Source organism: Escherichia sp. E4930 (genome assembly GCF_005845405.1).
In the GTDB taxonomy this organism is placed as follows: domain Bacteria; phylum Pseudomonadota; class Gammaproteobacteria; order Enterobacterales; family Enterobacteriaceae; genus Escherichia.
The window spans coordinates 1-24,159 of the sequence record NZ_VCDZ01000011.1 but is presented as its reverse complement, the minus strand read 5'-3'; the positions used below and the strand labels follow the sequence as shown (position 1 = coordinate 24,159).

Below are 24,159 nucleotides of genomic sequence, written 5' to 3'. Positions count from 1 at the left end.
TTTTTATGTCTTATCAGTATGTTAATGTAGCTATCATCAACAAAGTGGCGGTCATTGAGTTTAACTATGCCCGCAAACTCAATGCGTTAAGTAAAGTCTTTATTGATGACCTGATTCAGGCATTAAACGATCTCAATCGTCCAGAAATCCGCTGCATCATTCTGCGCGCCCCAAGTGGTTCCAAAGTCTTTTCCGCAGGTCACGACATTCATGAGTTGCCGTCAGGAGGCCGCGATCCGCTCTCTTACGATGATCCGCTACGTCAAATTACCCGCGTGATCCAAAAATGCCCCAAACCGGTAATTTCGATGGTCGAAGGTAGCGTCTGGGGGGGCGCATTTGAAATGATCATGAGCTCTGATCTGATCATCGCCGCCAGTACTTCTACCTTCTCAATGACGCCAGTCAACCTGGGCGTACCGTATAACCTGGTGGGGATCCACAACCTGACTCGTGACGCGGGCTTCCACATTGTCAAAGAGCTGATTTTTACCGCTTCGCCAATCTCCGCTCAACGCGCGCTGGCTGTTGGCATTCTCAACCACGTTGTTGAGGCCGATGAACTGGAAGATTTCACCTTACAAATGGCTCACCACATTTCCGAAAAAGCGCCGTTAGCCATTGCAGTAATCAAGGAAGAGCTGCGTGTGTTGGGTGAAGCGCACACCATGAATTCAGATGAATTTGAGCGTATTCAAGGGATGCGCCGGGCGGTTTATGACAGCGAAGATTATCAGGAAGGTATGAACGCCTTCCTGGAAAAACGTAAACCTAATTTCGTCGGTCATTAATGATCCACGAACTAAGGAGCAAAGGATGAATATTACCCGGACAAGGATGACCGCCGATGAAGCGGCGGAAATAATCCAGCACAACGATATGGTGGCATTCAGTGGTTTTACCCCTGCGGGTTCGCCCAAGGCTCTTCCTGTCGCCATTGCCCGTCGCGCCAATGAACAACATGAGGCGAAAAAAACGTATCAAATTCGCCTGCTGACCGGAGCGTCGATTAGCGCCGCCGCCGATGACATACTCTCTGAAGCTGACGCCGTTTCATGGCGCGCGCCATACCAGACATCATCGGGATTACGTAAAAAGATCAATCAGGGATCGGTTAGTTTTGTTGATCTGCATTTGAGCGAAGTTGCGCAAATGGTCAACTACGGCTTTTTCGGCGACATCGATGTTGCGGTAATTGAAGCCTCAGCCCTCGCTCCGGATGGTCGTGTCTGGTTAACCAGTGGGATCGGTAATGCCCCGACCTGGTTGCTGCGCGCAAAGAAAGTGATCATTGAACTCAATCATTATCACGATCCGCGCGTTGCAGAACTGGCGGATATTGTGACTCCAGGCGCACCACCGCGGCGCAATAGCGTGTCGATCTTCCATGCGATGGATCGCGTCGGTACTCGCTATGTACAAATCGATCCGAAAAAAATTGTCGCCGTCGTGGAAACCAACTTACCTGATGCAGGCAACTCGCTGGATAAACAAAATCCTATGTGCCAGCAAATCGCCGACAATGTGGTCACCTTCTTGTTGCGCGAAATGGCGCAGGGGCGCATTCCGCGGGAATTTCTGCCACTGCAAAGCGGGGTAGGCAACATCAATAATGCGGTAATGGCGCGTCTGGGGGAAAACCCGGAAATTCCTCCGTTTATGATGTATTCAGAAGTGCTACAGGAGTCTGTGGTTCATCTTCTGGAAACCGGCAAAATTACCGGGGCCAGCGCCTCCAGTCTGACAATTTCTGCCGATTCACTGCGCAAGATTTACGCCAATATGGATTACTTCGCCAGTCGCATTGTGTTACGTCCGCAAGAGATTTCCAATAACCCAGAAATTATCCGCCGCCTTGGTGTTATCGCTCTGAATGTCGGCCTCGAGTTTGATATTTACGGACACGCCAACTCAACGCACGTAGTCGGCGTTAATTTAATGAATGGTATCGGCGGTAGCGGTGATTTTGAACGCAACGCGTATCTGTCGATCTTTATGGCGCCGTCGATTGCTAAAGAAGGCAAGATCTCAACCGTCGTGCCTATGTGCAGCCATGTTGATCACAGCGAACACAGCGTGAAAGTGATCATCACAGAACAAGGGATCGCCGACTTGCGTGGCCTCTCTCCACTTCAGCGCGCGCGCACTATCATCGATAACTGCGCACATCCGATGTACCGTGACTATCTGCACCGCTATCTGGAGAATGCACCCGGCGGGCATATTCACCACGATCTTAGCCACGTTTTCGATCTGCATCGTAATTTGATCGAAACGGGCTCAATGCTGGGTTAATCGCTCGTACCGTCACGATCTTCAGCAATTTGCTGTAGCAGCGTGGCGGTATAGCGATGATTTTTCAGTGAATAAAGGTATTCCTGCATATACATTGGCGTATGCGGTGCATCAAAATATTTCAACGTAGCTGGGTTCACCAGCCGCCATGCAAAATGTGGGATCACCGTAAGAAAATGTCCGTGCTCAACGGCGCTGATTTTGGCCATAAAACTGTATGGGCGATAAATAATTGTTGGATTGATCCCACAAGGGCGCATGTTCGCATCTATCATCGCTTCATAATTAGCACGGTTTTGAAAGCGCATCTGTAACCAGGGCAACTCCTGTAATAACTCCTGCTCCTGACGCTCTTCATAACGGCGAGAAACGAGAAACCCCAGTCGCAGCGGCGGCAGTTCACTCATTGTTAGATTATCCAACCCGTGTACACGAGCGGAAACATGCTGCGGAGAGATAATAAAATCAAGCTGACGATAGAAGAGATTGTCGATAACCTCATTTTCGCTGAATTCAACCGGCTGGGCCGTCACGCCTTCGTACTTATCACCCAGGCTAATTAACTGATCAAAAATAATCGTCGGATAGGTATTATCGATACCAATCACAATTTCACGAGAACGACGTCCAGAATTATGAATTTCATTATCGATAGCAGAAAGCCGTTGGTAAACAGGGAAAAGCTTTTGATAAAGCTCCTGCCCGGCTTTATTAAGGCTGATGTTATTATCTTTACGGGTAAATAATGTATAACCAATTTGCTCCTCTAGCGCGGCAATACTTTTGCCGAACGGCGAAGCAGTCATATGTAACTTTTCTGCCGCTCGGGCAATATTATTGGTTTGCGCTAATAAAATAAAATTGCGCATCTTTTTCGAAATAAAAATATCCATCGCCGCTTCCTCCAAACATCCCTGTCCGCTTAACCGTTTCAGTAAGTTAATCCTTAATGAAATCGCAAGCAAAGATAGGTGCTTGCGTCATGGTTTTACAGAAAATTACAGAAAAAAGAGGCGATATCAGATAAAGACATTAGCCCGACAAATAAGCCGGGCTACAAGTATTATTGTGCGGCAGGTGCTTTAGCGGGTTGTTGATCCACTGGTTCTAACTGGAAGACTACATCGACCTGATCATCAAACTGAATAGCGGCCTGCTCGTAAGTTTCCTGGGCGGAAACCGGCGCGGCATCAGCTTTCATCATGCGTACCATTGGGCTGGGCTGATAATTGGAAACATGGTAGCGCACGCTATATACCGGCCCCAGTTTGCGATTAAAGCCGTTCGCCAGCTCCTGAGCCTGATGAATCGCGTTATCAATCGCTGCCTTACGCGCTTTGTCTTTATAGGCATCTGGCTGTGCCACGCCCAACGACACAGAACGAATTTCGTTGAGTCCGGCCTTCAGCGCGCCATCCAGCAAGGAATTCAGTTTGTCTAACTGACGAAGCGTGACTTCCACCGTTCTCACGGCACGATAGCCTTTCAGAATACTTTTACCATCCTGGTAATCGTAGTCTGGCTGGGTACGCAAATTCGCGGAACTTATATCTTTTTTCGCGATCTGATTGAGTTCAAGGAAAGAAATATATTGCGCGACACGCTCATCCGCCTGCTTCTTGGCAGAAGCGGCGTCCTTCGCCGTCACGTTAACTTCAATAGCAAGAATAGCGATATCTGGCACCGCATCAACGCTTGCCGTTCCTGAAGTGACAATGTGCGGACCATCCGGTAGTTCATTGGCCTGCACAGCCATCCCGCTGAAACCCATCAATGCCGCCAGGGCGATAACTTTGAACTTCACGTTAGTCTCTCCGTGTTAATTGACTTGCCCAAAATTCAGGACCTCTGGAGGCAAGCTTAGCGTCTCTGTTTTATTTTTCCATCAGATAGCGCCTAACTGAACAAGGCTTGTGCATGAGCAACACCCTCTTTCGCCAGTTGTAGGGCGATAATCCACATAACGCAGCCCACCACGAGATTGATAATGCGCTGCGCTTTGGCGGTACGCAAACGCGGCGCCAGCCAGGCGGCTAATAACGCCAGACCAAAAAACCACAGGAAAGAGGCACTGATCGTCCCGAGCGCAAACCAACGTTTGGGATCTGGCTCAAGTTGCCCGCCCAGACTGCCCAATACCACAAAGGTATCCAGGTAAACATGCGGATTCAGCCAGGTTACTGCCAGCATAGTGGCAATAATTTTCCAACGTCCCTGCTTCATCACTTCAGCACTAACCAGCTCAATATTGCTGCTCATCGCCGTTTTAAAAGCACCAAAGCCATACCACAGCAAGAAGGCCACACCGCCCCAGGTCACCAGCGCCAGCAACCACGGTGACTGCATCAATAACGCGCTACCACCAAAAATCCCGGCACAAATCAGGACCAAATCGCTTATCGCGCAGAGCAAAGCAATCATAATGTGGTACTGACGGCGAATGCCTGATTCATCACAAAAGCATTTTGCGGGCCAAGCGGTAGAATCATAGCAGCACCAAGTGCAAGACCTTGAAAATAATAAGAAAACACGTTGAACATTCCGAACTAATTATCTGATAAAGAGACTATAGCGCGGGATTGTTATTAGATAAAATTTATAATGCTAATAGCATATAAATAATTTTAATAAAAAAATAAATAATTCTATTCGGTAACTGATTTTAGGATAAAGATCTCATCTTCCCCATAACATAAACGGCGTTATGGCTCTCTTTCCTGCTAGCGTTGTAAAGGACTAACACTATGCAAGCCTATGATCTCACTCTTCTCCCCTACCCTATCCACGAAAATATGCCGCGCCAACAAGGTTGGTGCTTTGGCCTACCGCCAGGCATAACGCCCGAACAGTGGCCGCTGGATCCAAATAATGGTTTCCCATTGAATCATGGATTTACCCTGCTGTTGCCGGAAGATTATCGGATTTATGGGCCAGAGATTGTCGCGTTATCCTTCTTTGCTGTTGCGCCCGAGCACAACGATGGCGGAACACCCTGTACGGAAGCAATATTGGATGTGTTTGAGAATTTTGAATCCTGCCCCCCACCCAAAGATCCAGACCTTTATGTTTTCTGGCAGGCAGAAAAGCAACGACATCCACGGCTATTTCGGATGGAAGATATATTAGGCTGTTCTTATGCCGTAATCTTACTCACCCAGCACGAGTTCAACGGCCCATTTTGTGAGCCACCTGAACTTATACCTAACCACTATCGCGACCAGCAAGATACGCCAGAATGGCTGACTATTGGCAGTGCGTTTAGTTATTTTCAGGCTAACGTCAGGCCAAAAGATACGCCTGAAAGCAATTTTGTATACCGTAAAATGGGCACCATTCCTGAGCAGTCACTGGCTTTCAATCTGGCGATTTCATGCGAGCCGCGCGCTTTTGATCCTAATGCGGGAATTAGCCCCACAGAAAGAAATAATACGGAATATCAGTCCATTCGTTATTTTTCTAAAGATGCAGAGGGAAAGAGTAAATGTGAAACTCACCAGTGGCATAGTGCACATCTGCCCAATCATCTCGGTGGTTCAATGGCGCCCGTGCAGTCTATACCAAACGGAATGTCGCCTTATTATATTGAGTTTGAAGAGTATTTCGGTGGATATAATTTCGGTGCAGGTAATGCCTGGCTGGACTTTAAAAATATGAAGTTTGATTTTAGTTGTTAAAAATGAGGGCTTATCACCTTGATAAGCCCTCGTACATAATTAGCTATTGCTCTCTTTCACCCGCTTGAAGTTCACATCCATTTGTGGATACGGGAAGCTGATGCCAGCAGCATCAAATTCACGTTTAATACGTTCCAGCACATCCCAGTACACGTTTTGCAGATCGCCACTGTTGCTCCAGGCACGCACGACGAAATTAATCGACGATGCGCCAAGTTCGTTCAGGCGTACGGTAATTTCACGATCTTTTAAAATACGATCTTCGGACTGAATAATATCGGTCAGGATCTGCTTAACCTGATCGATATCAGAATCATACGCTACGCCAATAATAAATTCGTTACGGCGCGCCGGCTCACGAGAGAAGTTAATAATATTACCGGCAATAATTTTACCGTTCGGAATAACAATTATTTTACCGTCTGCGGTACGCATGGTGGTGGAGAAAATCTGCACACTCTGCACAGTACCAGCAACGCCGCCGAGGTCAACATATTCTCCTGCACGGAACGGGCGGAACATAACCAGCAAAACGCCAGCAGCCAGGTTAGACAGTGACCCCTGCAAGGCCAGACCTACAGCTAAACCTGCGGCACCGAGTACGGCAATGACCGATGCGGTTTGTACGCCCACGCGGCCCAGTGCTGCAATTAACGTAAAGGCGATAATTGCATAACGGATTAATGCAGAAAGAAAATCAGCAACGGTGGCATCTATGTTACGGGAGATCATCAGGCGATTCACCGCGTTGGAAATCATCCGCGCGATAATCAAACCAACGATGATGATCGCGAGTGCCGCCACGATGTTTACAGCATAACTCAGCAACAGCGCCTGGTTATTTACCAACCAGGATCCTGCGCCGTTTATGCTATCGACAACTTTCAAATCTTCCATTCAATATTCCTTTTCAACTGACTTAAATTGGAGAAACATACTCCGCCGCCTTACGACGGGCAGTCTGACAAGGGTAAACAATAAAGCATAATTTTGCCAAATAGATCACAGATTTCTTAAGTACATCACCTTGCTTTTGGCGAAAGAAAGACCCGCAGAGCGGGCCTCAGACAGATGACAATGAGCGCTTTGTCATGCCGGATGCGGCGTGAACGCCTTATCCGGCCTACAAAAACCTGCAAATTCAATATATTGCAGGATTCGTGTAGGCCTGATAAGCGTAGCGCATCAGGCAATTTTGCTTTTGGCGAAAAAAAAGACCCGCAGAGCGGGTCTCAGACAGATGACAATGTGCGCTTTGTCATACCGGATGCGGCGTGAACGCCTTATTCGGCCTACAAAAACCTGCAAATTCAATATATTGCAGAATACGTGTAGGCCTGATAAGCGTAGCGCATCAGGCAATTTTGCTTTTGGCGAAAAAAAGACCCGCAGAGCGGGCCTTGAGATAAGCAGAAAGGAATATCTTACAGAACGTCGATCGCGTTCAGTTCCTGGAATGCTTTTTCCAGACGAGCGATCATCGAAGTCTGACCGGCACGCAGCCATACGCGCGGATCGTAGTATTTCTTGTTCGGCTGATCTTCGCCTTTCGGGTTGCCCAGCTGGCCCTGCAGGTAAGCTTCGTTCGCTTTGTAGTAGTTCAGAACACCTTCCCAGGTCGCCCATTGGGTGTCGGTATCGATGTTCATTTTAACTACACCGTAGCTTACGGAGTCTTTGATTTCCTGAGCAGTAGAACCGGAACCACCGTGGAATACGAAGTTCAGGCTGTTGTGCGGCAGATTGTGTTTCTTAGAAACATATTCCTGAGAATCACGCAGGATGGTCGGGGTCAGAACAACGTTACCCGGCTTGTAAACACCGTGTACGTTACCGAAGGACGCTGCGATGGTGAAACGCGGGCTGATTTTGCTCAGCTCGGTGTATGCGTAATCAACGTCTTCCGGCTGGGTGTACAGTGCAGAAGCGTCCATGTGGCTGTTGTCCACGCCGTCTTCTTCACCACCGGTGCAACCCAGTTCGATTTCCAGAGTCATGCCGATTTTGGACATGCGCTCCAGGTATTTAGAGCAGATTTCGATGTTCTCTTGCAGAGATTCTTCAGACAGGTCGATCATGTGAGAAGAGAACAGCGGCTTACCAGTAGCAGCGAAGTGTTTTTCACCCGCGTCCAGCAGACCGTCGATCCACGGCAGCAGTTTCTTCGCGCAGTGGTCGGTATGCAGGATAACCGGAACACCATAATGTTCAGCCATCTGATGAACGTGATGCGCACCAGAGATCGCACCCAGGATAGCAGCGCCCTGCGGAACGTCAGATTTCACGCCTTTACCAGCGATAAAGGAAGCACCACCGTTGGAGAACTGAACGATAACCGGCGCTTTAACTTTAGCAGCGGTTTCCAGTACGGCGTTGATGGAGTCAGTACCGACGCAGTTTACTGCTGGCAGTGCGAAGTTGTTTTCTTTTGCTACCTGGAAAACTTTCTGTACGTCATCACCAGTGATTACGCCAGGTTTTACGAAATCAAAAATCTTAGACATGTCTCTTGTCCTGTATCGTCGGGCCTTATACTCGTCATACTTCAAGTTACTGTGCTGCAACTCGAATTATTTAGAGTATGAAAAAGTGCGTGCTTTAAAAGCGCGCTGCAACAAGGGCAGGTTTCCCTGCCCTGTGATTTTTTACTTCTTAGCGCGCTCTTCGAGCATCGCTACTGCAGGCAGTACTTTACCTTCCACGAATTCGAGGAATGCGCCGCCGCCAGTGGAGATGTAGGAGATTTTGTCAGCAATGCCGAACAGGTCGATTGCTGCCAGAGTGTCGCCGCCGCCAGCGATGGAGAACGCTTCGCTGTCTGCGATAGCGTTAGCCACGATTTCAGTACCTTTGCGGAAGTTCGGGAATTCGAACACGCCAACCGGACCGTTCCACAGAATGGTTTTCGCATTCTTCAGGATTTCAGCCAGTTCCTGAGCGGAAGCATCACCGATATCCAGGATCTGCTCGTCAGCTTTCACATCGTTAACAGATTTCAGAGTAGCCGGAGCGGTTTCAGAGAACTCAGTCGCTACGCGAACGTCAGACGGAACCGGGATGTCGCAGATGGTCAGCAGACGTTTTGCTTCGTCAACCAGGTCAGCTTCGTACAGAGATTTACCCACATCGTGGCCTTGTGCCGCGATAAAGGTGTTAGCGATACCACCACCTACGATCAGCTGGTCAGCGATTTTAGACAGGGAGTCGAGAACGGTCAGTTTGGTAGATACTTTAGAACCACCAACGATAGCCACCATCGGGCGAGCAGGTTCTTTCAGTGCTTTACCCAGCGCGTCCAGTTCAGCTGCCAGCAGCGGGCCTGCGCACGCAACATCAGCGAATTTACCGATACCGTGAGTAGAAGCTTGCGCGCGGTGAGCAGTACCGAATGCGTCCATTACGAACACGTCACACAGTGCAGCGTATTTTTTGGACAGGGTTTCGTCGTCTTTCTTCTCGCCTTTGTTGAAGCGAACGTTTTCCAGAACAACCAGTTCACCTTCAGCAACGTCAACGCCGTCGAGGTAATCTTTAACCAGACGAACCGGGTTAGACAGTTTGTCTTTCAGGTAGTTAACAACCGGCAGCAGAGAGAATTCTTCGTTGTACTCGCCTTCGGTAGGACGACCCAGGTGGGAAGTTACCATCACTTTTGCGCCTTGTTTCAGGGCCAGTTCGATGGTCGGCAGAGAAGCACGGATACGCGCGTCGCTGGTTACTTTCCCGTCTTTTACTGGTACGTTCAGATCCGCACGGATAAATACACGTTTCCCAGCAAGATCCAGATCGGTCATCTTAATTACAGACATGGTGAATCCTCTCGTTGATTCTAAAAGTTTTGCAGACGCTGCTTGCGTCTTACCTGAAAGCAACAGTAGCCATAGCTAACGTCGTGTCGAGCATTCGGTTAGCAAAGCCCCATTCGTTATCGCACCAGACCAACGTTTTGATCAGGTGTGCGCCACTGACCCGGGTTTGGGTGCCATCGACAATGGCACTGTGCGGATCGTGGTTAAAATCTACAGAGACCAACGGTAATTCCGTATAGTCAACTATACCATGAAATGCACCTTGTGCTGCTTTTTGCAGCAACAGGTTGACTTCATTGGCTTTTACAGGTTTCTTCACCGTCACGCTTAAATCGATTGCCGTCACATTTATGGTTGGCACACGTACAGCAATCGCTTCAAAGCGATCGTTAAATTGCGGAAAAAATCGTGTGATACCGGCGGCCAGTTTAGTATCGACCGGAATGATCGACTGGCTGGCTGCCCGGGTGCGGCGCAGGTCAGGATGGTACGCATCAATAACCTGTTGATCGTGCATGGCGGAGTGAATTGTGGTCACAGTGCCGGACTCAATACCGTACGCATCATCCAACAATTTGATGACAGGAATTATGCAATTCGTGGTACAGGAAGCGTTAGAAACGATGCGGTGTTCCGCACGAAGTTGATCCTGATTGACGCCGTAAACAACGGTCGCGTCGAGATCGTTACTGCCAGGATGTGAAAAGAGCACTTTTTTGGCCCCGGCGGCAATGTGCGCTTCGCCATGCTCGCGGGTGCCGTATACGCCGGTGCAGTCGAGAACCACATCAACGCCTAGTTCACGCCAGGGAAGCGATTGCAGTGAACGTTCATGCAATACGCGGATGGCATCATCACCAACAAAAAGTTGATCACGTTCCTCACGGACTTCCCATGCAAAACGGCCATGACTGGTGTCATATTTCAACAAATGCGCCATGCCCGCAGCATCCGCCAGTTCGTTGATTGCCACCACGGTAATTTCCGCACGGCGTCCTGATTCATACAAAGCACGAACCACATTACGCCCGATGCGACCGAAGCCATTTATCGCTACGCGTACGGTCATAGATCTCCTGCAAGGCTTTCCCTGAGCAAATTTGCCAGACAGAGTAATCCAGCAAATCGTTCGGGGAAACCTTACCTGTCGCAAACTGCGACTGATTGGTTAATTGTCGAACATTTAATCGACTGAAACGCTTCAGCTAGGATAAGCGAAACATGGAATAAAAGGAATGATTGTCCAGTCAAAGAAGACAATTATCTGACTTGCGTCACGTTTTCCGGCCTGATGCGTTGGAATTTATTCCACTTTGCAGAATCACGAATAAGCGTAGCAAAATCTTTTCGTTGTGCCGTCACAAACCCTGACTTATATCAGAATATGACTGATGCAGCGTCGATATTATCCGCAATACGTCCGAGTTTCGGAGTACTCCAATGATGACATTGCCCTACCCATATTCTTCCTCCGCACGCTTTTACGCGCTGCGCCTGCTCCCCGGGCAGGAAGTTCTCTCCCAATTACGCGCCTTCGCGCAGCAACAACAACTCCACGCCGCGTGGATTGCCGGTTGTACCGGCAGTCTGACTGACGTCGCCTTACGCTATGCCGGGCAAGAAAACACGGCCCTACTAAGCGGCAAGTTCGAAGTGATCGCACTGAACGGCACGCTGGAACACACTGGCGAGCATCTTCATCTCTGCGTTTCTGACCCACGCGGCGCGATGCTTGGCGGCCACATGATGCCCGGCTGTACCGTACGCACCACGCTTGAACTGGTGATCGGCAGCCTTGAGGAACTGGCGTTTAGCCGCCAACCTTGCGCGCTTTCTGGTTACGACGAGTTGCATATTTCCCCCGTTAAATAACTATTTGCAGAGAGGTTTTCTTATGGCGCGTCGCCACTTTTCCAGTCAGGCACTGGTGTTGATCGTTATATCTATCGCCATCAATATGATCGGCGGGCAACTGGCCAGCATGGTTAAATTACCTATTTTTCTCGACTCAATCGGTACGCTCATTAGCGCGGTACTACTTGGCCCGGTTATTGGCATGTTGACCGGCTTACTGACCAATTTACTCTGGGGATTGCTAACTGATCCGATCGCCGCTGCATTTGCGCCCGTCGCGATGGTCATCGGCCTGGTCGCCGGTTGGCTGGCGCGAGCGGGTTGGTTTCGCACTCTGCCAAAAGTCGTTGTCAGCGGCGTGATTATTACGCTTGCGGTAACGGTCGTCGCTGTACCGCTGCGTACTGCGCTGTTCGGCGGCGTGACAGGAAGCGGAGCCGATTTGTTCGTAGCCTGGATGCACTCTATGGGGCAAAACCTGGTGGAGTCGGTGGCGATTACGGTGATAGGCGCAAACCTGGTCGATAAAATTCTTACAGCAGTGATTGTCTGGCTTTTGCTCCGACAACTGCCGATTCGCACCACGCGGCATTTCCCGGCAATGGCTGCTGTGCGCTAAATGCATCCATTTACCTCATTAACACTGTGGGCATTGGCGGCCTGCACCACGCTAATCCTGCCCGCGCAGACAATATTGCCAGTCTATAGCGCGGCGACCTTTTTCTGCCTTATTGCGCTAAAGGCCACGCGGCGGCGGGCAAAATATGTCTCCTGGCTGATGTTCTCGCTGGGAGCCGGGCTGTGGCTGGTACACGGTGGCTGGCTAACAGAATGGCTTAGCGGCACGCCGCGTTCGCCGGAACGTTGGACGTATGCCATTACGCTCTGGTTGCGGATTCTGGCGATTGTTTCAACCTCGCAGTTGTGGATGCAATTCGTCCCCGTGCAACGTTTTATCCGCGCTCTGTTTGCTTCTCGCCTGCCGCCGGGCGTCGCTTATCTGTTCGCCGGGCCGTTATTGGTCGTCGAGCAATTAAAACGGCAATTAGCGATTATTCATGAAGCACAGCGCGCCCGCGGCGTGCCGCTGGATGAGGGCTGGTATCAGCGTTTACGTGCGATGCCCGCGTTAATTATTCCGCTAACACACAATGCGCTTAACGATCTTGCTGTCCGTGGTGCGGCGCTGGATATGCGGGCATTTCGAATCAACAATAGGCGCACTACGTTATGGGCACCAGCCGATAGCACCCTACAACGCGTAGCACGTTACGCCATGATCTTGCTAATGCTGGCTGAATTCGGAGTGTGGATATGGTTACGTTAGAACAGTTTCGCTATTGCCCGACACACTCAACGCATCCTCCGTTCTGTTATGACTTTCACTATGCCAAACCGGGGATGGTCGCCATCTTTGGTGACAACGGCAGTGGCAAAAGTACGCTGGCACAGCTGATGGCGGGCTGGTATCCGGACTTTCTGCCAGGAGAGATAGCCGGCACGGGGACGCTTCTCGGTACGCCCATTGGACAGATCCCGCTCAATGAGCAATCCGCCACTATCCAGCTTGTCCAGCAATCGCCCTATTTGCAACTCTCCGGCTGTACCTTTAGCGTGGAAGAAGAAGTTGCCTTTGGGCCAGAAAATCTGTGTCTTGCTGAAGAAGAGATTATGGCGCGGATTGATGCCGCCCTGACTCTGACCGAGTGCCAGCCGTTGCGCCATCGTCACCCGACAACACTCTCCGGTGGAGAGACACAGCGCGTGGTCGTTGCCTGCGCCATCGCGATGCAGCCAAAGCTCTTAATTCTTGATGAAGCCTTTAGCCGCCTGACGCCGCAGGCCAGCGAAATGCTGTTGCAGCGCTTACAACACTGGGCGTTTGAACGTGGTTCGCTGATTATTCTTTTTGAACGTCATCGCACGCCTTTCCTGAACTACTGCCAGCAGGCGTGGCACCTGCAAAACGGAGCGATCCAGCCATTATGTTAACGTTAAATCAGGTAACTTATCGCTGGCCAAGTGCAGTAACGGATTGTCTTTTCGACATTTCTCTGCAACTCAAACAAGGTGAATGGTTGGCACTGACCGGCGACAATGGCGCGGGAAAATCGACGCTGTTGCGGATAATGGCAGGTCTTCTTACGCCCACAGCCGGTACGGTTATGCTGCAACAACAGGCGATGAAAAACCTGAAAAACCGCCAGCGCGCGGCAAAGATTGGCGTACTGTTTCAGGAAGCGGAAAACCAACTGTTTCACAGCACCGTCGCCGACGAGATCGCATTTGGTTTGAAACTACAAAAATGCCCGGCGGATGAAATCACTCAACGTACCAATGCTGCCCTGCAATGCTGTCAGTTAGCAGATGTTGCCAGTGCGCATCCGTTAGATCTGCACAGTGCGCAGCGACGGATGGTCGCCGTCGCCTGCCTGGAAGCACTCTCTCCGCCACTATTGCTGCTGGACGAGCCGAGTCGGGATTTTGACGAAAATTGGTTGAGCGTGTTTGAAAGCTGGCTGGAAAAGTGCCGCCAGCAAGGCACAAGCGTCGTAGCAATCAGTCATGACGCCGCATTTACCCGGCGTCATTTCTCTCGTGTGGTGCGACTGGAAGGCGGTGTAGTGAAGGATGTTAATCCACCAGACGATATTCACCCGTAGCGGTCATCATTAAGGTCAAATTTGCAGGCAGACTCTCTTCAAGCACCCGGCGAACATTCGGCCCGTCGGTACGGTCATAAAAAGCTTCTGCGTCTGCCAGCGATAACCCTCCCGCCAGCTTTCGCCCCACCAGTCGTTCCCGCAACGCAGTAGCTGGCGCGTTGATAAAGATCGAGAAATCACAAAATTGCGCAAGCTGGCACCACTTCTCGTCGTCCTGCAACAACCAGTTTCCTTCGACGATGACGAGTGGTGCGGTAACGTGCAACGCATCTTCAACAGGATCATGCTTTTGTCGATCGTACTGCGGCCACGTACAATCCCCTTCCACTACCTGGCACAGATTTTCCGCCAGTTTCGCAACGTCGAATGTCTCTGGTGCGCCTTTGAAGGGGCGCAATTGATGCGCATCCAGCCAGCTATTGTAATGGTGAAAACCATCCATCGGGAGCGTCTGGATAGCGGGTAATTCAGGGTCTTGTTGCGCGAGATATTCCCAGAAGGTAGTTAAGGTAGATTTACCCGTCCCCGGCGGAGCGCAAAGAAAAACCACCGTACGTCGCTGCGGATTTACCGCCTGTAAGGCCGCCAGCATACGCAGTAGCGGTTTATGTACATTCTCAATTTCATCATCAGAGTACTGCGCCTGTACCTTTAGTCCATTCACCGTCAGTTCGATTTTCACGGCGTTAATTCCTTTAAAGTTGTCGTTACTGCCAGCGTCAGCGCCGTTTTGACCATCCCGCTAAAACGCGCCTCTGACCAGACGGCGAAATCGGCGAACTTCATCGCTTTCAACGCGTCATAGAGCGTCGCATTGCGAGTTATACTGTTGACATTGCTGATAAAATCCCAGGTTATATCATCGGTAAATCCGGGCGTTTCATCCTGTTCGTTCAGGTAATGCCAGTACTGGGAAAAGTGCGTGATATCGGCATACAGCCATTTATCCATTTTCCCCAGCGCATAAATCAAACGCAGCGCAACATCAATATCGTCAAGCGGGCCGCTTTGGGCGAGTAACGGCTTCACTGCATATTCGACGATCTCTTCATCGTTATCGACAAACAGCGACGGCAGAAACTGGCGTATTCCCTGGAGCAAAATGGCATGTGCAGTTTTCATAAATGACAATAAATTGTCCTGTGCATCCAGTTGCTCAAGCACATCATCTTCTGTCAGCGTCGCCATTGGTCTTCCGATAGATCACCATCAATGCAGGGAGTCTATTATATTACACGTTTGGTCCGCGCCGCCGATCAGTAATGTCTGCGTCCGCACCCCATTCGCCGTCTGTTGGATACCGTTCACCAACTCGCCGCCCGTCACGCCCGTAGCGCTAAAGAGGATATCGTTCCCCCTCACCAGTTCATCGAGCGAGTACACACGGTTAACGTCAACGCCCATTGCCTTGCAACGCTTACGCTCCTGCTCTGCGATTTGCCGATTTTCGGTGTAGTCACCTTTGGCCTGGCAAAAATCGATTAATTCCGCCTGCATATCCCCACCCAACGCTTTAACAGCACAGGCAGAAATAACGCCTTCCGGTGCGCCACCGATGGTGTACATCACATCGTAAGGATTATCCTGCCAGCAGGTCAGTACGCTGGCGGCGACATCGCCATCCGGCAGGGCGAAAACCTTCACGCCCAGCTGTGTTGCTTCCTCAATCGCGGCACTCAGGCGCGGTTTATCCAACGTAACCATACGCAGCTTGTCCAGCGGTTTACCTAACGCCCGCGCCACGTTACGCAAGTTGTCCGCCAGAGGCAAAGACAGATCAATCGCCCCGGCAGCCAGTCGATTAACAACCAGCTTTTTCATATACATATCGGGCGCGTGTAGCAGGCTATCTCGAGGGGCGAAAGCCATGACCGCCAGCGCATTGCTCTGCCCCATCGCCACCATCCGCGTGCCTTCAATGGGATCAACCGCGATATCGACTTCTGGCCCATCGCCTTTGCCTACCTCTTCGCCAATCCACAGCATTGGCGCATGGTCAATTTCTCCTTCGCCGATAACCACTCGTCCACGAAAAGCGACGTCGTTTAATGCCTGGCGCATCGCGGTGACCGCCAGGCCATCAATTTTATTTTTGTCGCCACATCCGGTTTGCGGCCAGGCAGCCAACGCTGCCTGTTCCGTAACGCGAAATAATGGCCACGCCAGGGACATCATTGCGCGGCCTCCCCGATATCAACGCCAAATTGCGCCAGCAGATATTTCTCGGCCTGTTCATTCCAGATGCCGTGCGTTTCCTCAACCAGCCGCGCCAGCTCTTTAAACAGCGGATCGGTTTTGCCTTTTTCGGCAAAATCGGCAATGGCAGTGAGCGGCATGGTCACGCCGTTATAAATGAGTTTTTTACCGCCAGGGATATCCGGCAGATTGAGCACGGTTTCTGGCACCGCATCCAGGCCACCGATATGGGTCACCATAAACGACGGCTGTAACTGCCCAGTGGCGCTAAGGGCAATCGCCTCTTTCATGTCGTCCGTTGAACCACCGGATGTACCGACGACGTGCGTGCTGTTGTAATGGACGTTGTAGAAATTAAACGGCACTTTGAAGTTTTTATCTGTCGGCCCGGCAAAGAAGTTCAGGCAGCCATCCTCCGCCAGCAATTCATCCGCCATTTCAACAACAGCAGGCTCCGCCGCATAAACAAAAATGTCATCGAACCCGGCATCTCCTGTAAGCGCCCGCAGCATCTGGACAGGATCGCTCATCCCTTTGGTATTCACATACACCAGCTCAATGCCTTTACTGGCCGCCAGTTCCACCGGCAGCAGCTTCTGTACCTGCGCCAGGCGTTTGTCGTCGATATCGACCACCACCACCCGCGACGGTTGTATGCCGCCGTTAATGGCATAATCGATAGCGCCAATTCCCATCGGACCTGCACACGCCAGCAGTGCAATATTGCCGCCAGGTTTGACGCCCATGCGATGCTCATAAACATATTGCGTGGTGTGATAATTGGCATGATAAGCGCCAATAATGCAGCACATAGGCTCTGCCAGCGACGCCGCAGCAAAATAAGAGCCGTGATACGGTAATACGCAGCCCAAATTAATGGCTACCTCTGGAATAATCATATAGGTGGCGTTACCGCCAAAATATTCGTAGCTGTAGCCCGCTGAATATCCGCTTGGTAACCCCATCGCCGGTTGCAATACAAAACGCTGACCTTTTTTATATTTGTCGGTGAGATTTTTACCCACTTCGACAATAACCCCGGCACATTCATGCCCGGTAATGACCGGATGATTTTCTAAATCGTCGGGTACGCGTTTATGTTCACTACCGAGTAACGCCGCTTTCCAGGTCGATAAACAGACGCTGTCAGAAATTACACTCACTAACAGTTCATTATCGGTAATTTCTGGCAATTCAAATTCGCGCAGACGGACATCCCGCTTGCCATAAATAGCAGCAACTTTGGTTTTCATTTTTACCTCTGCAATCAGTTTTTATGTTCGGCGGTTAATTGATTAAATAAAGTGTCGAGTTTTGGATCGCCAATATAGTTATTAATCAATATCAGCGGTTTATCCGTCACACGTTTCACGCGCCCTTCCAGACTGGCGTGAGTGACAACGATATCCGCATCCGCAGGCACGTTTTCTATGGCGTAATGTTTAACTTCTATTGCCAGCCCTGCTTTTTCCAGGCGTTTACGGAAGGTGGTTGCGCCCATCGCGCTGGAGCCCATCCCCGCATCGCAAACGAAGGCAATACGCTTAACACGGCTTAACGAGAATGCGCCTTCCTGCTTCATTGCTTTAACCGCATTGGCTGACTCGGTAAATTCATCTTCGCTCTCAGTCTCCACTGTTTTTTCCATCTTCAGTATCAGGGAAGTGATGACAAAGGACACCAGCGTGCCTACCGTAACTCCGGCAATTGTCGCCAGGAACGAGCCTTTCGGCGTCAGCGCCAGGTAAGCAAAGATAGAACCAGGGCTTGGGCCTGCAACCAGACCACCGTCCAGTAAGTTAAACATCCAGGTGCCAGACATACCGCCCGCAATCATGGCGATAATGGTCAACGGCTTCATCAGCACATACGGGAAATACAGTTCGTGGATCCCACCGAGGAAGTGAATAATCATCGCACCAGGTGCAGAGCGCTTACTCATCCCTTTACCAAACAGAGTGAATGCCAGCAGCAGTCCTAAGCCAGGCCCAGGGTTGGACGCCACCATAAAGAAGATGGATTTACCGTTAACCGAAGCCTGTTGCATCCCCAACGGGTAATAGACGCCCTGATCTATCGCGTTATTGAGGAAAAGCACTTTCGCCGGTTCATTGATGACTGACAGCAAAGGCAGATAGCCTGCATGTACCAGTGCTTCAATACACTCTTTGACGAAAGTATTGGCAATTAACACCGCCGGGCCGATGACTTCAAAACCCAGCAGACAGAGAATCATCCCAGCAATACCTAATGAGAAGTTATTGATAACCATCTCAAAACCAGCAGGTATGCGTTTTTCCAGTGCTTTATCGACATATTTTATGACCAGCCCACCTAACGGTCCCATGATCATCGAGCCAAGGAACATCGGAATTTCAGCACCGACAATAACGCCAATCGTCCCTATTCCTCCCATGACCGCACCGCGTTTACCACCGACCAGATGACCACCGGTAGAACCAATCATCACGGGCAATAAATAGGTAATCATCGGGCCGACAATTTTGGCGAAATGTTCGTTAGGCAGCCAACCAGTAGGAATAAATAATGCAGTAATAAAACCCCAGGCAATAAAAGCACCAATATTGGGGATGACCATTGCCGTCAAAAAGCCCCCAAAAGCCTGGACCTTTGCACGAGCAGACTTGTTTTCCATAATATTATCCTGTAGAGGAGAGAGTAATTATCCGCGGTTGATTATGTCCGCTAATTGTTTTTCTGATGTTGCTGTTAAGAGTTGTTCGAGTATTTCTTCTTCGCACAGTAATTCACTTAACGCCTGAATAGCGCCAATGTGCGAATCAGCATCGGCAGCCGAAAGCCCGATGAGTAAATTGATCGATTCATCATTTCCCGGAAAATACACTGGTCGTTCGAGTAATGTCAGTGACATCCCGGTTTTAAGCGCCCCACATTCCGGTCGCGCATGAGGCATCGCCACGCCTGGTGCGAGAATATAATAAGGACCGTTGCTAATGGTGGAATCTTTAATAGCTTGAATGTAATTCTCACTGATATAGTTTTTATCCAGCAATGATGCCATCGAAAAATCGATAGCTTCCTGCCAGTCTTTTGCTGAATGTATAACTGAGATTGATGACTCTGGAAAATAATCAATAAGCCGCATAAATCATCCTTATTTTATTTTTACGGTACCGTCCGGCGGTAAAAATAAAATACGCGTGAGATTTAATGAAAGCAATTGAGCGTCTGAGAGGACAAGTTTCACAAGCCAAAATAATAAAGCATTAAATAACAACAAGATGAAATCAATATTATTAAAGTCAACTTTGTATTTGCAACCGCCATCACAAAAACAATATTTTGTACGTTGATATATTTGTGACACACATCACCATTTGTTTATTGAATATCCGAAAACATACTTATTTGATTTATTGTTTTTCGCGCCACCCTTTATAGATTCTTAATTTGCGGTTGCCAGCTGTTTTCTCCTCCCCCCATGTGACATATTCCCATACTTTACTCAAGGACGACTCACATGAAAGCACCTGTTTCAATAACCTCATTCCGCCCACAAAAATCTCTTGCCATCGCCATTGGTGTTCTTGCCATTATTGTGCTGCCTTTTCTCTCGTATTACACCGTAAATGAAGGTGAACGCGGCATTTTGCTGCGCTACGGAAAAATCGTAAAAGTTGCCGAGCCGGGTCTGGGTTTTAAGATCCCTTTTATGGAAAGCGTGGAGAAAATTTCTACGCGTAATCAGGCCGTGGTCTATCAGGGATTACAGGCATACAGCCGCGACCAGCAACCTGCACAAATGACCGTGTCAGTCAGCTTCCATATTAAGCCTTCGGAAGCAGGCGCTGTTTATACCACTTACAACACCATTGAAGCATTAAAAGATCGCCTTATTGTTCGCCAGTTGCCAACCCAACTGGAGAACGTTTTCGGTCAATATACCGCCATCAGCGCGGTACAGGATCGCACGAAACTGGTTCAGGATCTGCAAAATGCCATGCGCAAAGCCGTTGTTGGGCCAGTGGTAATTGACGGGGTCCAGATTGAAAATATTGATTTTTCTGACGCTTATGAAAAGTCGATTGAAGACCGAATGAAAGCGGAAGTCGCCATTGCCACGCGTAAGCAAAATCTGGAAACAGAGAAAATCCAGGCGCAAATTGCGGTAACTCAGGCCCAGGCAGAAGCAGACAGTAAACTGGCGGCAGCCAAAGCAGAAGCTGAGACTATTCGCGTAAGAGGCGCGGCAGAGGCTGAAACTATTCGTTTAAAAAGTGCGGCTGAAGCAGAAGCTATCCGCCTGCGCGGTGAAGCCCTGCGGGATAATCCCGGCCTTGTTGCCCTCACCACTGCTGAGCGTTGGGACGGTAAGCTGCCCGATACCATGATTCCAGGCAGCACAGTTCCGTTTATCTCTACTAAGTAAAAAAAGGGCCGCTTTCGCGGCCCTTCTCACAAAGCATCTTACCGATTACAGCAACGCTTTTGCTTTCGCAACAACGTTGTCAACGGTGAAGCCGAACTCTTCAAACAGCAGCTCAGCCGGAGCAGATTCACCGAAGGTGGTCATACCGACGATAGCGCCATTCAGGCCAACATACTTGTACCAGTAGTCAGCAATGCCTGCTTCTACTGCAACACGAGCAGTAACCGCTTTCGGCAGTACAGATTCACGGTAAGCGGCATCCTGTTTGTCGAATGCATCAGTAGACGGCATGGAAACCACGCGCGCTTTCACGCCTTCGGCAGTCAGTTTTTCGTAAGCGGCAACCGCCAGTTCAACTTCAGAACCAGTAGCGATGAAAATCAGTTCCGGCTGACCGGCACAGTCTTTCAGCACATAACCACCGCGCGCGATGTTTGCCAACTGCTCTTCAGTACGTTCCTGCTGCGCCAGGTTCTGACGGGAGAGGATCAGCGCGGTCGGGCCGTCCTGACGCTCAACGCCGTATTTCCACGCGACCGCGGATTCAACCTGGTCACACGGACGCCATGTAGACATGTTCGGGGTTACGCGCAGAGAAGCGACCTGCTCTACCGGCTGGTGAGTCGGGCCATCTTCGCCCAGACCGATGGAGTCGTGGGTGTAAACCATCACCTGACGCTGTTTCATCAGCGCAGCCATACGTACGGCATTACGTGCGTATTCCACGAACATCAGGAAGGTGGAGGTGTACGGCAGGAAACCACCGTGCAGGGAGATGCCGTTAGCAATCGCGGTCATACCGAACTCGCGAACACCGTAGTGGATGTAGTTACCCGCAGCATCTTCGTTGATTGCTTTAGAACCAGACCACAGGGTCAGGTTAGACGGTGCCAGGTCAGCAGAGCCACCGAGGAATTCCGGCAACAGAGGACCGAAAGCTTCGATAGCATTCTGCGACGCTTTACGGCTGGCGATTTTCGCCGGATTAGCCTGCAGTTTAGCGATGAATTCTTTCGCTTTCGCGTCGAAGTCAGACGGCATTTCGCCTTTCATACGACGGGTGAATTCAGCAGCTTCCTGCGGATAAGCTTTCGCGTAAGCCGCAAACTTCTCATTCCATGCGGATTCTTTCGCCTGGCCTGCCTCTTTCGCATCCCACTGAGCATAGATTTCAGACGGAATTTCGAACGGTGCATATTTCCAGCCCAGCTGTTCGCGGGTCAGGGCAATTTCAGCGTCGCCCAGCGGCGCACCGTGGGAGTCGTGGGTACCGGCTTTGTTCGGGGAACCGAAACCGATGATGGTTTTGCACATCAGCAGGGACGGTTTGTCGGTCACTGCGCGCGCTTCTTCTACTGCGCGTTTGATGGATGCTGCGTCATGACCGTCGATGTCGCGAATAACGTGCCAGCCGTAAGCTTCGAAACGCATTGCGGTATCGTCGGTGAACCAGCCTTCAACGTGACCATCGATAGAAATGCCGTTGTCATCGTAGAACGCAATCAGTTTACCCAGCTTCAGCGTACCCGCCAGAGAGCAAACTTCGTGGGAGATGCCTTCCATCATGCAGCCGTCGCCCATGAAGGCGTAGGTGTAGTGGTCGACAATGTCGTGACCCGGACGGTTAAACTGCGCCGCCAGCGTTTTTTCCGCAATCGCCATACCGACTGCGTTGGCAATACCCTGACCCAGCGGACCAGTGGTGGTTTCCACACCAGCGGTGTAACCCACTTCCGGGTGGCCCGGAGTTTTGGAATGCAGTTGACGGAAGTTTTTCAGTTCTTCCATCGGCAGATCGTAACCGGTGAGGTGCAGCAGGCTGTAGATCAGCATGGAGCCGTGGCCGTTGGACAGCACGAAGCGGTCACGGTCAGCCCAGGACGGATTCTGCGGGTTGTGTTTCAGGAAATCACGCCACAGGACTTCGGCAATGTCAGCCATACCCATCGGGGCGCCCGGGTGACCGGATTTGGCTTTCTGTACTGCGTCCATGCTCAGCGCACGAATAGCATTGGCAAGCTCTTTACGTGAGGACATTTTGACTCCAGATCGGATGATGAAGGGCACGCCCTTAACGACTTGACGACAGCGCGTTTTGGGCTACGCCGGAAAATTTGCCAACAATTTACCGCAAGCCGCGCGTCATGTACATGGAACATCCTTTTGCCGTTTCAGAAATCTCTGGATCATGCTCGCATGTTGCGCAATCTGCTCGCCCGTCCGCTGCGCTTTTTCTTATACTTAGGACGAGCGTCGATTCACCTGCAAACGGCGCATTTTTAGAATAATCCTGACCTTGTGCGGAAGAGAAAACATGAAAATTCGCGCCTTATTGGTAGCAATGAGCGTGGCAACGGTGTTGACCGGTTGCCAGAATATGGACTCCAGTGGACTGCTCTCATCAGGAGCGGAAGCTTTTCAGGCTTACAGTCTGAGCGATGCGCAGGTGAAAGCCCTGAGCGATCAGGCGTGCCAGGAGATGGACAGCAAGGCGACGATTGCGCCAGACGGTAGTGAATACGCTAAACGTCTGACCACCATTGCTAATGCGCTGGGAAATAACATCAACGGCCAGCCGGTAAATTACAAAGTGTATATGGCGAAGGATGTGAATGCCTTTGCAATGGCTAACGGCTGTATCCGCGTCTATAGCGGCTTAATGGATATGATGACGGATAACGAAGTCGAAGCGGTGCTCGGTCACGAAATGGGGCACGTGGCATTAGGCCATGTGAAGAAAGGAATGCAGGTAGCACTTGGTACAAACGCAATTCGCGTTGCGGCGGCCTCTGCAGGCGGAATTGTCGGCAGTTTGTCACAATCACAACTGGGAGACCTGGGCGAAAAGCTAGTCAATTCGCAATTTACCCAACGTCAGGAATCAGAGGCCGATGATTACTCCTACGATTTGCTGCGCCAACGCGGTATCAGCCCGGCAGGTCTTGCCACCAGCTTTGAAAAACTGGCGAAACTGGAAGAAGGCCGCCAAAGCTCAATGTTTGACGACCATCCTGCATCCGCCGAGCGCGCCCAGCATATTCGCGATCGTATGAGCGCGGATGGAGTTAAGTAAGGCCTGGTGGTGCCGAACCCATGTCAGATAAGGCGTTCACGCCGCATCCGACATTAATGGCACATTTGTTACCCCGTGCGTATTGCCGGATGCGATGCTGGCGCATCTTATCCGGCCTACGGGCGCCGAAACCAGGTCAGATAAGGCGTTCACGCCGCATCCGACATTAATGGCACATTTG

23 protein-coding genes and 1 pseudogene are annotated in these 24,159 nt (G+C 50.5%); 10 read left to right on the top strand and 14 right to left on the bottom strand.

Going from position 1 to position 24,159, the window contains the following annotated elements; translation table 11 throughout:
- Window positions 1-5: 5 nt before the first annotated feature.
- Both scpB and scpC read left to right on the top strand, forming a co-directional pair.
- Window positions 6-791, top strand: a complete 786-nt coding sequence (gene scpB / locus FFT88_RS14480; protein ID WP_135405572.1) for a methylmalonyl-CoA decarboxylase — start codon at window positions 6-8, stop codon at window positions 789-791.
- A 25-nt stretch (window positions 792-816) separates the two neighbouring features.
- A complete protein-coding gene (gene scpC, locus FFT88_RS14475; RefSeq protein ID WP_135405571.1) occupies window positions 817-2,295 on the top strand; it encodes a propionyl-CoA:succinate CoA transferase in 1,479 nt (492 codons plus the stop codon).
- Here scpC and FFT88_RS14470 read toward each other — a convergent pair.
- From FFT88_RS14470 to argO, 3 genes and pseudogenes are all read right to left on the bottom strand, one after another.
- Window positions 2,292-3,188, bottom strand: a complete 897-nt coding sequence (locus FFT88_RS14470; protein WP_130207863.1) for a LysR family transcriptional regulator — start codon at window positions 3,186-3,188, stop codon at window positions 2,292-2,294. The genes scpC and FFT88_RS14470 overlap by 4 nt on opposite strands.
- A gap of 170 nt (window positions 3,189-3,358) precedes the next feature.
- Window positions 3,359-4,099, bottom strand: a complete 741-nt coding sequence (locus FFT88_RS14465) for an oxidative stress defense protein (RefSeq protein ID WP_135405570.1) — start codon at window positions 4,097-4,099, stop codon at window positions 3,359-3,361.
- A 92-nt stretch (window positions 4,100-4,191) separates the two neighbouring features.
- A pseudogene (argO, locus tag FFT88_RS14460) lies at window positions 4,192-4,826 on the bottom strand (arginine exporter ArgO).
- Window positions 4,827-5,039: 213 nt separating this feature from the next.
- Between argO and FFT88_RS14455 the strand changes: the two are divergent.
- Window positions 5,040-5,969, top strand: coding sequence for a hypothetical protein (locus tag FFT88_RS14455; protein ID WP_135405569.1), 930 nt, complete (start codon window positions 5,040-5,042; stop codon window positions 5,967-5,969).
- 39 nt (window positions 5,970-6,008) lie between these two features.
- Here FFT88_RS14455 and mscS read toward each other — a convergent pair whose 3' ends face one another.
- From mscS to epd, 4 genes are all read right to left on the bottom strand, one after another.
- Window positions 6,009-6,866 carry a small-conductance mechanosensitive channel MscS gene (mscS, locus tag FFT88_RS14450; RefSeq protein WP_130259410.1) on the bottom strand — a complete coding sequence of 286 codons (858 nt, stop codon included), beginning with the start codon at window positions 6,864-6,866 and terminating at the stop codon, window positions 6,009-6,011.
- 527 nt (window positions 6,867-7,393) lie between these two features.
- A complete protein-coding gene (fbaA, locus tag FFT88_RS14445) occupies window positions 7,394-8,473 on the bottom strand; it encodes a class II fructose-bisphosphate aldolase (protein WP_000034372.1) in 1,080 nt (359 codons plus the stop codon).
- Window positions 8,474-8,614: 141 nt separating this feature from the next.
- On the bottom strand, window positions 8,615-9,778 hold the full coding sequence (pgk, locus tag FFT88_RS14440) for a phosphoglycerate kinase (RefSeq protein WP_130217997.1): 1,164 nt from the start codon (window positions 9,776-9,778) through the stop codon (window positions 8,615-8,617).
- A 49-nt stretch (window positions 9,779-9,827) separates the two neighbouring features.
- On the bottom strand, window positions 9,828-10,847 hold the full coding sequence (epd, locus tag FFT88_RS14435; protein WP_096121752.1) for an erythrose-4-phosphate dehydrogenase: 1,020 nt from the start codon (window positions 10,845-10,847) through the stop codon (window positions 9,828-9,830).
- Between the two features lie 371 nt (window positions 10,848-11,218).
- Between epd and FFT88_RS14430 the strand changes: the two genes are divergently transcribed.
- The 5 genes from FFT88_RS14430 to FFT88_RS14410 are packed head-to-tail and all read left to right on the top strand — an operon-like array spanning window position 11,219 to window position 14,295.
- Window positions 11,219-11,650, top strand: coding sequence for a PPC domain-containing DNA-binding protein (locus FFT88_RS14430; RefSeq protein ID WP_130258044.1), 432 nt, complete (start codon window positions 11,219-11,221; stop codon window positions 11,648-11,650).
- A 22-nt stretch (window positions 11,651-11,672) separates the two neighbouring features.
- A complete protein-coding gene (locus FFT88_RS14425) occupies window positions 11,673-12,251 on the top strand; it encodes an ECF transporter S component (RefSeq protein WP_000113903.1) in 579 nt (192 codons plus the stop codon).
- Entirely contained in the window at window positions 12,252-12,959 is a 708-nt protein-coding gene (locus tag FFT88_RS14420) for an energy-coupling factor transporter transmembrane component T (protein ID WP_135405568.1), read from the top strand.
- Window positions 12,947-13,624 (top strand): energy-coupling factor ABC transporter ATP-binding protein, encoded by a 678-nt coding sequence (locus tag FFT88_RS14415; RefSeq protein WP_135405567.1) that lies wholly within the window; start codon window positions 12,947-12,949, stop codon window positions 13,622-13,624. The genes FFT88_RS14420 and FFT88_RS14415 overlap by 13 nt, the downstream gene beginning before the upstream one ends.
- Entirely contained in the window at window positions 13,618-14,295 is a 678-nt protein-coding gene (locus FFT88_RS14410; RefSeq protein WP_135405566.1) for a sulfate/molybdate ABC transporter ATP-binding protein, read from the top strand. Before FFT88_RS14415 ends, FFT88_RS14410 begins: the two co-directional genes overlap by 7 nt.
- Here the strand turns inward: FFT88_RS14410 and FFT88_RS14405 are convergent.
- Genes FFT88_RS14405 through cmtB form a run of 6 tightly spaced genes read right to left on the bottom strand, consistent with a single transcriptional unit; the run spans window position 14,267 to window position 19,621 of the window.
- Window positions 14,267-14,980: a nucleoside/nucleotide kinase family protein gene (locus tag FFT88_RS14405; protein WP_135405565.1), complete on the bottom strand. Its 714-nt coding sequence runs from the start codon at window positions 14,978-14,980 to the stop codon at window positions 14,267-14,269. The two genes, FFT88_RS14410 and FFT88_RS14405, sit on opposite strands and share 29 nt — an antisense overlap.
- Window positions 14,977-15,486, bottom strand: a complete 510-nt coding sequence (fumE, locus tag FFT88_RS14400; RefSeq protein WP_135405564.1) for a fumarase E — start codon at window positions 15,484-15,486, stop codon at window positions 14,977-14,979. The genes FFT88_RS14405 and fumE overlap by 4 nt, the downstream gene beginning before the upstream one ends.
- A 21-nt stretch (window positions 15,487-15,507) precedes the next feature.
- Window positions 15,508-16,473 (bottom strand): class II fructose-bisphosphatase, encoded by a 966-nt coding sequence (glpX, locus tag FFT88_RS14395; protein WP_000987277.1) that lies wholly within the window; start codon window positions 16,471-16,473, stop codon window positions 15,508-15,510.
- Window positions 16,470-17,747, bottom strand: a complete 1,278-nt coding sequence (locus FFT88_RS14390) for a zinc-binding dehydrogenase (protein WP_135405563.1) — start codon at window positions 17,745-17,747, stop codon at window positions 16,470-16,472. The genes glpX and FFT88_RS14390 overlap by 4 nt, the downstream gene beginning before the upstream one ends.
- A 14-nt stretch (window positions 17,748-17,761) precedes the next feature.
- Window positions 17,762-19,150, bottom strand: a complete 1,389-nt coding sequence (cmtA, locus tag FFT88_RS14385; RefSeq protein ID WP_130221438.1) for a PTS mannitol transporter subunit IICB — start codon at window positions 19,148-19,150, stop codon at window positions 17,762-17,764.
- Between the two features lie 27 nt (window positions 19,151-19,177).
- Window positions 19,178-19,621, bottom strand: coding sequence for a PTS mannitol transporter subunit IIA (gene cmtB, locus FFT88_RS14380; protein WP_135405562.1), 444 nt, complete (start codon window positions 19,619-19,621; stop codon window positions 19,178-19,180).
- 375 nt (window positions 19,622-19,996) lie between these two features.
- Between cmtB and FFT88_RS14375 the strand changes: the two genes are divergently transcribed.
- Window positions 19,997-20,905, top strand: a complete 909-nt coding sequence (locus FFT88_RS14375) for a prohibitin family protein (RefSeq protein WP_135405561.1) — start codon at window positions 19,997-19,999, stop codon at window positions 20,903-20,905.
- A gap of 45 nt (window positions 20,906-20,950) precedes the next feature.
- Here FFT88_RS14375 and tkt read toward each other — a convergent pair whose 3' ends face one another.
- On the bottom strand, window positions 20,951-22,942 hold the full coding sequence (gene tkt, locus FFT88_RS14370; protein ID WP_000098613.1) for a transketolase: 1,992 nt from the start codon (window positions 22,940-22,942) through the stop codon (window positions 20,951-20,953).
- Between the two features lie 277 nt (window positions 22,943-23,219).
- On the opposite strand from tkt, the gene loiP reads away from it, so the two are divergent.
- Window positions 23,220-23,978: a metalloprotease LoiP gene (gene loiP / locus FFT88_RS14360; RefSeq protein WP_135405560.1), complete on the top strand. Its 759-nt coding sequence runs from the start codon at window positions 23,220-23,222 to the stop codon at window positions 23,976-23,978.
- Window positions 23,979-24,159: the final 181 nt, after the last annotated feature.